Source organism: Paenibacillus lemnae, assembly GCF_012933385.1.
Classification (GTDB): domain Bacteria; phylum Bacillota; class Bacilli; order Paenibacillales; family Paenibacillaceae; genus Paenibacillus_AQ; species Paenibacillus_AQ lemnae.
Window position 1 is genome coordinate 1 of record NZ_JABBPN010000040.1, and the last position, 3181, is coordinate 3181.

At 49.5% G+C, this 3181-nt stretch carries 4 protein-coding genes and 1 rRNA gene; 4 read left to right on the forward strand and 1 reads right to left on the reverse strand.

What is annotated here, in order from left to right; genetic code table 11:
* The first annotated feature begins 255 nt into the window (after positions 1-255).
* Positions 256-372, forward strand: a 5S ribosomal RNA gene (gene rrf, locus HII30_RS21265).
* A gap of 273 nt (positions 373-645) precedes the next feature.
* A complete protein-coding gene (locus tag HII30_RS21270) occupies positions 646-1068 on the forward strand; it encodes a hypothetical protein (RefSeq protein ID WP_169507045.1) in 423 nt (140 codons plus the stop codon).
* A 54-nt stretch (positions 1069-1122) separates the two neighbouring features.
* Here the strand turns inward: HII30_RS21270 and HII30_RS21275 are convergent, their stop codons facing one another.
* Positions 1123-1647, reverse strand: coding sequence for a hypothetical protein (locus HII30_RS21275; protein ID WP_169507046.1), 525 nt, complete (start codon positions 1645-1647; stop codon positions 1123-1125).
* A gap of 223 nt (positions 1648-1870) precedes the next feature.
* On the opposite strand from HII30_RS21275, the gene HII30_RS21280 reads away from it, so the two are divergent.
* On the forward strand, positions 1871-2050 hold the full coding sequence (locus HII30_RS21280) for a sigma factor G inhibitor Gin (protein ID WP_169507047.1): 180 nt from the start codon (positions 1871-1873) through the stop codon (positions 2048-2050).
* Positions 2051-2169: 119 nt separating this feature from the next.
* Positions 2170-3181 (forward strand): aminotransferase class I/II-fold pyridoxal phosphate-dependent enzyme (locus tag HII30_RS21285; RefSeq protein WP_169507048.1); only part of this gene is annotated, 1012 nt, incomplete at its 3' end.

A 3181-nucleotide genomic window follows, 5' to 3' on the forward strand; every position in this document is an offset into this window, starting at 1 on the left:
AATACTAATCGGTCGAGGGCTTATCCTAAATATCCCACCAAAGTGAAGAAGCGCTTCGCAGCGGATTCCGAATACTTTGGCGGGGCCCAGAAGATCTAAGGATCGGAAGGGACGCTACGGAGAAGATTTCTAAACACGCACATTCGTTTCGTATCTAGTTTTCAGGTGATCAAACATCTGAAGCAACTGTGGTGGATATCATGGATTGATATTTTCTCGCAGCGATTTCAAGGAGCGAAGCTCCGAAAAATCATGTTTGGTGGCGATAGCGGAAGGGTTCCACGCGTACCCATCCCGAACACGACCGTTAAGCCTTCCAGCGCCGATGGTACTTGGACCGAAGGGTCCCGGGAGAGTAGGACGCCGCCAAGCGAAAGACCATCGTCGATGTTATCGACGGTGGTTTTTATTTTTTCGATATGTGTATGGACTGAGTGTCGGAAACTGATGAAGATTTTGTTACCGAATATGTTTTTAAATCAGTATAATGGAATTAGTACAAATCAGGTAATACGTCATTATATAAATTCAGAAATATGCAATGCATAGGTTATACGGTCTATGAGCTGCAGCCTATCCACAACATGCTACACACACGATCTGATGTGGAGGAACTGCAGTTTTGGCTAGGAAGGAGGTTATCTCATGTGGAACAGCAGGATTCGTCTTGCAGGGGGGATCTGCGCAGGGGCGATTTTGCTGATTGGGTCTGGATGTGGTGCATCGGAAAAACCATCATGGGAATTGTTTGACGGGGCGGCGAATGTTAAATCTTTTCCGGTACCTAAAGAGGCTAATCGGACAGAACAGGCAAAAGGCGCTGGAGATCTTGATTATGTACGTTATACTTTACCTGGCTTGAAGGAGAAGGACAGTCTGCCTGAGCCTTACTTAGAGGAGATTAGATCCTGGGGCTGGCAGGAGAAGAAAGACAAGCAGAACAGCTCATCCCTTATTTTTGAAAAAGGAAAAAACATCGTCCATCTATCCGTACACGACGATTCTTTAATAATTACGATACCTGCAACTATACAGAAAGATATACAAGGCCTCGAAAGCAAAAAGTAAAAGACCTCATCCATATATGGACGGAGGTCTTCTTCTTTTTCTATGTATGTAACATCATTGTGAGTAATAAGAAACATCCTGACTTCCGAATCGCAGCATGCCGTCTTGCGGTTGGCCGGCAAATCGCAGCAGAAAGAAATAACGCGGAGCGATCAGCCAAAGATGCCAGAAGAATATGGAGACGGTAAAGGATACAGGTGACCAAAAGGCCATTACGCCAAGAAGCGCAGTCCCGATCCATAAAGTATGCCACTGCACTTGACGAAACCTTTGACGATTAACATACTGCTCCGGCATATATCCAACCCAGGGAGTCTGGAGGCTGAAGCGCCATTTTTTAGTATAATGGGAACCTGACAGATGTAAGACCGACCGGCCGATAACAAAATGAATCCAGAGGACAAGCATGAAGGCCAGCAGAAAGAAGAAAAAGCTGTCCCAGGACAAGAGAAGCATCTCGGAAGCGACAGCAGCACAGGGCAGGAGGAGGTAAAAACTCAGCATTGTGCGGGAGAGATTGATTTTTTTTAGTAGTCGGTACTGGTAAAAAGTCGCTTGGCTAAGAGATTGTTCGGCCATCGCGCTCACGGGCCTCCTTTTGGCGAGCATTCATAAGAACATGTACGTATCTGTATCTGTTTTATCGGATAAAAAAGATGTTTTGTGAAGCTTTGACGTACAGACACCTATTCAGCAGATACACATATATCATAATATAGAACAAAAGACGACACTATGAAAAGGTTTAATATGCTAGAAATGGTGTCATACTAATAGTAAAAGGATTAAGGTGGGATGGCTGATGGAAGAAATGACCGAAAATGTCTGTATTGTATGCAGCCAAGCGAAGAAGGATGGGATCACAATAGTATCACAGTTTGTGTGTGAAGATTGTGAATCTGAAATTGTGCATACGAATGCGGAAGACGCCAAATATCGTTTTTTCATACATCGGTTGAAACAGATTGCGGTTTCCAAATAAAGGCCTGAGAAGGCCTTTTTTTTGTGAACTGTGCAGAGAAAAGGAGCAGAACCATAGGCGAAGGTTGTATTATACGTTAAAATAGGATTATGCCGCGAAGGCTTGGAAGGAATATAGCCATGTTTGACGATAGAGCAACTCATGAGATTCATAGTAAGGAAAAGGCGCCGCTGTGGGAAGCGCTTCTGAAATACCGGGATGAGCGCAAACGATCTTTTCATGTGCCTGGGCACAAAAATGGGGAAGCCTATTCTGGTGATGCTGCAGCACAGCCGTTTCGGGAGATGATGGCGCTGGACGTTACGGAGATTACCGGAATGGATGATCTGCATCATCCGGAAGGGGTAATTCAGGAGGCACAGCAGCTCGCAGCAGATTGTTTTGGAGCCGAGGAGAGCTTTTTTCTGGTGGGAGGAAGTACTTCAGGTAATCTGGCGATGATCTTGACGGTGTGCTGCCAGCAGGGGGATCTGCTGCTGCTGCAGCGGAATGTGCATAAATCGGTACTGAACGGTTTGATGCTCTCCGGGGCGAAGGCAGTTTTTATGGAATCGGAGCAGGATTCGACCAGCGGGCTGGCTGTAGCACCTTCGCCTGAGACGGTAGCTGTGGCTTTAGCAGCTCATCCGGAAGCGAAAGGCGTGCTGGTCACGATGCCGAATTATTATGGCATGGGGTCAGACCTCACCGGGATGGCACAAATCTGTCATGCACACGGCATTCCGCTGCTGGTGGATGAAGCACACGGTGCGCACTACGGGCTGCATCCAGATCTGCCGGCACATGCGCTGTCCTGCGGCGCCGATATAGTCGTGCAGTCCACGCATAAAATGCTGGCTGCCATGACGATGGGCGCCATGCTGCACGTGCAGGGCCCGCGCATCGACCGCGCGCTGCTGCGCGGGCGCCTGGCCATGGTCCAGAGCTCGAGCCCATCGTACCCCTTGATGGGCTCGCTGGACCTCGCCCGGCGCCTCGTGCACGCGCCCGGCGCCAGCGCCTTCACGGCAGGCTTCGCTGCCGTGAACACCTTCAAGCGCGGCCTCGCACAGCGGCTGCCGCGCCTCGGGCTGCTGCAGCCGCCGCAGCCCCGGACCGCCGCTGGCGGCGCAGCAGCGCCCGGCGGACAAG